This window comes from Nocardia farcinica (assembly GCF_029867845.1).
Taxonomy (GTDB): Bacteria; Actinomycetota; Actinomycetes; order Mycobacteriales; family Mycobacteriaceae; genus Nocardia; species Nocardia farcinica_A.
Genome location: NZ_JARWRU010000516.1, coordinates 1 through 5,041, shown reverse-complemented (window position 1 = coordinate 5,041; position 5,041 = coordinate 1). Strand labels below are relative to the sequence as shown.

Sequence of the window (5,041 nt, the reverse complement as noted above, 5' to 3'; positions counted from 1 at the left end):
AACACACCCCCCCCCCCCCCCGCCCTGGGGCGGCGGCCCCCCCGCGCGGGGTGCGCCTCCCCCCGGCGGGGGGGGGGCCCCCCCCCCCCCCCCCCCCCCCCCGACGCGGACACCGTGCGGCGGGTGTTACGCGACTATCTGCGCGGCATGATCCGCCATCGCGACGCCGGTTCGATGTGCGTGCGCGACACCGTCGCGATCTACAACGCGCTGTCGGAGCGGTACCCCGATGTGCTCGAGTCAGGCAAGGTGCTCGCCGATTGGCTCGCCGGACCGGACGCGAGCCACGAGGCGCGGGTACGCGCGGCCGCCGCGCTGTCGGTGATCACCTCGGCCCTGACCACCGACGAATACGTGCCCGGCGTCTCCGACGAGGTGCTGGAGAGCACGCTGCTCGACGCGGCGACCTGCGTGCTGAACATCCACGCGACCGCGTAGATTCGACCTGCCGCCCGCACGCGTGTCCTCTCGGGCCGCTCGGGTCGGTAGGGATTCGGTCGAACAGCCAGGGAGTCGCACGTGCACATCACCGCGAAGGTCGACTACGCGGTGCGCACCCTGGTCGAGATCGCCCACGCCGCGCCGCCACCCGCCCCCGCCGGGCCCGCCGCCGCGCCGGGTGAGTCGGCGCAGGTGAAGGCCGAGACCATCGCCTCGGCGCAGGGCATCCCGCCCAAGGTGCTGGAGACGGTGCTGGCCGAGCTGCGCCGCGGCGGCCTCGTCACCTCCCGGCGCGGCCCCGACGGCGGCTATCGGCTGGCCAGGCCCGCCGCCGAGATCTCCGTGGCCGACGTGATCCGCGCGATCGAGGGCCCGCTGGCCTCGGTCCGCGGGCAGCGGCCGGAGGACGTGCGCTACGCGGGCTCGGCCGAGCCGCTGCAACGCGTGTGGATCGCGCTGCGGACGAATATCCGCGCGGTGCTGGAGAACGTCTCCATCGCCCAGATCGCCCGCGACGGCCTGCCCGAGTTCGTCGGCGAGCTCACCGCCGATCCGGGGGCCTGGTCGCGGCGGTGAGCGAGAGAAGCTGTGGGCGAAACCCGGGGGCTCGGCGCTGGTTTTGCCGGTAGCCTGCCCCATCATGTTGATCAGACTGCTCAGGACGTTTCTGTCCCCGTATCGCGCCCAGCTGGCGGGGGTCGTCGCGCTCCAGCTGGTCTCGGTCATCGCCATGCTGTACCTGCCGAGCCTGAACGCCGATCTCATCGACAACGGCGTGACCAAGGGCGACATCGGCTACATCTGGAACACCGGCCTGTGGATGCTCGCGGTCACGGTGGTGCAGATCGTGGCGTCGGCGTCGTCGGTCTATCTCGGCGCCCAGGCTGCCATGCGCGCGGGCCGTGATCTGCGGGCCGCGCTGGTGCACCGCGTCGGCACCTTCTCCGCCCGCGAGGTGGGCATGTTCGGCGCGCCCTCGCTGATCACCCGCAACACCAACGACGTGCAGCAGGTGCAGTTGCTGGTGGTGATGTCGGTGACCGTGCTGGTGATGGCCCCGATCATGTGCGTCGGCGGCATCGTCATGGCCCTGCGCGAAGACCTGCAACTGTCCTGGCTGCTGCTGATCGCGGTGCCCGCGCTGGCGCTGGCCATGGGCTTCGTCGTGGTGAGGCTGGTGCCCGGCTTCCGGCAGGTGCAGGAGCGCATCGACGCGGTCAACCGGGTGCTGCGCGAGCAGATCACCGGCATCAGGGTGGTGCGCGCGTTCGTCCGCGAGCGCCAGGAGGTCTGGCGGTTCAGCCTGGCCAACAACGACCTGACCGAGGCATCGCTGCGGGTCGGCAGGCTGATGGCGCTGATGTTCCCGGTGGTGCTGCTGATCAGCAACCTGACCACCGTCGCGGTGATCTGGTTCGGCGGGCATCTGATCGACCGGGGCGAGCTCCAGATCGGCGCGCTCAGCGCGATGCTGGCCTACATCCTGCAGATCCTGATGGCGGTCATGATGGCCTCCTTCATGGCGGTCATGGCCCCGCGCGCGGCGGTCTCGGCCGACCGCATCGGAGCGGTGCTCGACACCGAGTCCTCGGTGCGTGAGCCGCTGGCCCCGCTGCCGTTCGCGGGCGATCCAGGCGTGGTGGAGTTCGACGCCGCCGAGTTCGCCTACCCGGGCGCGGAGAAACCGGTGCTCAGCGGCATCAGCTTCCGCGTCGAGCCGGGCACCACCACCGCGATCGTCGGTTCCACCGGCGCGGGCAAGACCACCCTGGTCGCGCTGGTGCCCCGGCTGATCGACGTCACCGCGGGCGCGGTCCGCCTCGGCGGCACCGACGTGCGGGAGCTGGATCTGGAGATCATGCGCGGGCAGATCGGCCTCGTCCCGCAGAAGGCGTACCTGTTCTCCGGCACGATCGCGAGCAACCTGCGCTACGGCGATCCCGACGCCACCGACGAGCAGTTGTGGCAGGCCCTGGAGATCGCCCAGGCCGCCGACTTCGTGCGGGCCATGCCGGACGGGCTGGACACCCCCGTCGCCCAGGGCGGCACCACCGTCTCCGGCGGTCAGCGTCAGCGCCTCGCGATCGCCAGGGCCCTGGTGCGCAGGCCGCGCGTCTATGTCTTCGACGACTCGTTCTCCGCGCTCGACGTGGCCACCGACGCCAGGCTGCGCGCGGCCCTGCGGCCGGTGACCAGGGACGCCTCGGTGATCATCGTCGCCCAGCGGGTGTCCACCATCCGCGAGGCCGACCAGATCGTGGTGCTCGAGGACGGGCGCATGGCCGGCATCGGCACCCACGAGCAGCTGCTGCGCGACTGCCCGGAGTACCAGGAGATCGTGGCGTCGCAGCTCGGCGCGCAGGAGGAGGCCCGATGAGACCGGGTGGACCGCAGCCGGGCGCCCCCGGCACCAAGCCCAAGTCGTTCAAGCCCTCCCTGAAGCGTCTGCTTGCCAGGCTGGCGCCGGAACGCTTCTACGTCTGGTGCATCACCGGCATGGTGGTGGCCTCGGTGGTGCTCAACACCCTCGGCCCGTACCTGCTCGGCAAGGCCACCAACGTGGTCTTCGACGGCGTGGTCGGCAACAACCTGTCCGAGATGAGCGGGCTGACCAAGGACGAGGCGGTCCAGCGGCTGCGCGCCGCGGGCGACGACACCCTCGCCGACATGCTGGCGGCGATGGACGTGGTGCCCGGCGTCGGCGTCGACTTCGAGGCGGTCGGGCGCATCCTGCTGATCGTGCTCACGCTGTACGTGCTCGCCGCGCTGTTCAGCTGGGGACAGGCCCGCCTGCTCAACGTGGTGATCAACCGCACCGTCAAGCGGCTGCGAGCCGACATCGAGGACAAGATCCACCGGTTGCCGCTGCGCTACTTCGACTCCCAGCCGCGCGGCGACGTGCTCAGCCGGGTCACCAACGACGTCGACAACGTCTCGCAGAGCTTGCAGCAGACCATGAGCCAGCTGCTGACCTCGGTGTTCACCGTGGTCGGCATTCTGATCATGATGTTCTGGATCTCGCCGCTGCTCGCGCTGATCGCGTTGCTAACCGTGCCCGGCGCGGTGATCGTGACGGCCATGATCGCCAAGCGTTCCAAGCCGCACTTCGTCGATCAGTGGAAGTACACCGGCCTGGTCAACGCCCAGGTCGAGGAGGCCTACACCGGCCACGAGGTGATCACCGCCTTCGGCCGCAACCGCGAGGTCGGCATCGAGTTCGACAAGCGCAATCACAAACTCTACGAGTCCAGCTTCCGCGCCCAGTTCATCTCCGGGCTGATCATGCCTTCGATCATGTTCCTCGGGAACGTGAACTTCGTGCTGGTGGCCCTGGTCGGCGGCCTGCGAGTGGCCACGGGCCAGTTGTCCCTCGGCGAGGTGCAGGCCTTCATCCAGTACTCGCGCCAGTTCAGTCAGCCGCTCACCCAGATCGGCTCGATGATCAACCTGCTGCAATCCGGCGTCGCCTCCGCCGAGCGCATCTTCGAGATCCTCGACGCCGAGGAGCAGACGCCCGACCCGGAGACGGCGCCGGTGCGGCCGCTGGACCGGGGCCGGGTGGAGTTCGAGGCGGTGTCCTTCGGCTACGAGCCGGGCAAGCCGGTGATCGAGCGGCTGTCGCTGGTCGCCGAGCCCGGTCACGTGGTGGCCATCGTCGGCCCCACCGGCGCGGGCAAGACCACGCTGGTCAACCTGCTCATGCGCTTCTACGAGCTGGACGCGGGCGCCATCACCATCGACGGCGTCGACATCACCGAGATGACCCGCGAGAGCCTGCGCTCGCGCATCGGCATGGTGTTGCAGGACACCTGGCTGTTCCGCGGCACCATCAGGGAGAACATCGCCTACGGCAACCCGGAGGCCACCGAGGAGGAGATCCTCGAGGCCGCCCGCGCCGCCTACGTGGACCGCTTCGTGCACGCCCTGCCCGACGGCTACGACACCATGATCGACGAGGAGGGCGGCGGCGTCAGCGCGGGCGAGAAGCAGCTGATCACCATCGCCCGCGCCTTCCTGGCCAAGCCGTCGATCCTGATCCTGGACGAGGCGACCAGCTCGGTGGACACCCGCACCGAACTGCTGGTCCAGCAGGCCACCGCCGCGCTGCGCCGCGACCGCACCAGTTTCGTGATCGCGCACCGGCTGTCGACCATCCGCGACGCCGACCTGATCGTCGTCATGGAAGCGGGCCGGATCGTCGAGCACGGCGACCACCAGCGCCTGCTGGAGGAGCGCGGGGCCTACTACCGCCTCTACAACGCCCAGTTCGCCGCGGCGGCCGCGGAGGCCTGAGCCCGGGGCGACCCCGCCGGGTGCCGGGCTGAGATCGTCATGCCCACCGGGGCCGATCTCGCCATCGCCCGCCAGGGCGGACCGCCATCGCCCACCAGGGCGGGACCGCCATCGCCCGCCCGGCGGGATCGCCATCGCCCGCCCGGCGGGATCGCCACAGCCTGCCGGGGACGGGTCGCCCCAGCCTGCCGGGGCGTCGACGGGGACGTCCGACCTGCCCGGGCGGGCGGCGGCCCACGGCGGGGTAGAGGATGGTCGGCGTGGAAGCCGCCCGACCACAAGAGTCGTTCAACTTCACCGTCAAAAC

General features: G+C 70.6%; 3 protein-coding genes and 1 pseudogene. All 4 read left to right on the top strand.

Translation table 11 applies throughout. The features are described from left to right. A pseudogene (locus tag QH283_RS11225) lies at positions 1–438 on the top strand (hypothetical protein); the annotation flags it as partial. 81 nt (positions 439–519) lie between these two features. After that, entirely contained in the window at positions 520–1,017 is a 498-nt protein-coding gene (locus tag QH283_RS11220) for an RrF2 family transcriptional regulator (RefSeq protein WP_280502951.1), read from the top strand. Positions 1,018–1,081: 64 nt separating this feature from the next. Beyond that, a complete protein-coding gene (locus QH283_RS11215) occupies positions 1,082–2,818 on the top strand; it encodes an ABC transporter ATP-binding protein (RefSeq protein WP_280502950.1) in 1,737 nt (578 codons plus the stop codon). Then, positions 2,815–4,734, top strand: a complete 1,920-nt coding sequence (locus tag QH283_RS11210) for an ABC transporter ATP-binding protein (RefSeq protein WP_280502949.1) — start codon at positions 2,815–2,817, stop codon at positions 4,732–4,734. Before QH283_RS11215 ends, QH283_RS11210 begins: the two co-directional genes overlap by 4 nt. The last annotated feature ends 307 nt before the right edge of the window (positions 4,735–5,041 follow it).

Excerpts from the sequence above, each read along its gene's own strand:
- QH283_RS11215 (WP_280502950.1), top strand. The coding sequence starts at position 1,082 with ATGTTGATCAGACTGCTCAGGACGTTTCTGTCCCCGTATCGCGCCCAG.
- QH283_RS11210 (WP_280502949.1), top strand. The coding sequence starts at position 2,815 with ATGAGACCGGGTGGACCGCAGCCGGGCGCCCCCGGCACCAAGCCCAAG.